Source organism: Qipengyuania sp. YIM B01966 (genome assembly GCF_016461955.1).
In the GTDB taxonomy this organism is placed as follows: domain Bacteria; phylum Pseudomonadota; class Alphaproteobacteria; order Sphingomonadales; family Sphingomonadaceae; genus QFOP01.
In genome coordinates this window covers 1-369 of the sequence record NZ_JADMNM010000042.1, presented here as the reverse complement: position 1 = coordinate 369, position 369 = coordinate 1, and the positions used below count along the sequence as shown (strand labels likewise).

Here is a 369-nt window from a genome sequence, read left to right as displayed (position 1 = left end):
GGGCCAACATCCGGCGCCGCTGGAACGCTCACTGTAAGCGGCAGGGCATCCAGCGCCCGTTCGCTGCGATCGCCGTTTTCGAGAACCCGCCCAACCGGAGAGAGGGGCCACGTCATTACGGCCCGAAACACGTGCACGCCCTGCTGGAATGGCCTGTCGACCAAATCGAGCGGCTGTTGTATTTCGTTCGCCGCGCCATGGCCAAATACTTCGCCCGTTTCAGGCCGAGCCAGGTTCACATAATGGACGTCGATATCGGACGCGCCCGGCGCACGACCAGCTATATGGCCAAGGGCATCGATCCACCCTTCCCCGCCCACTTCTATTTGAACCATGCGCCACAAGGGCATGTTGCGCATCGCCGGATCA

The 369-nt window shown here is 62.1% G+C and carries 1 protein-coding gene; it reads left to right on the top strand.

The genetic code is table 11. The features are described from left to right. On the top strand, window positions 1-369 hold a 369-nt coding region (locus ILT46_RS12035), incomplete at both ends, for a hypothetical protein (protein ID WP_199504872.1).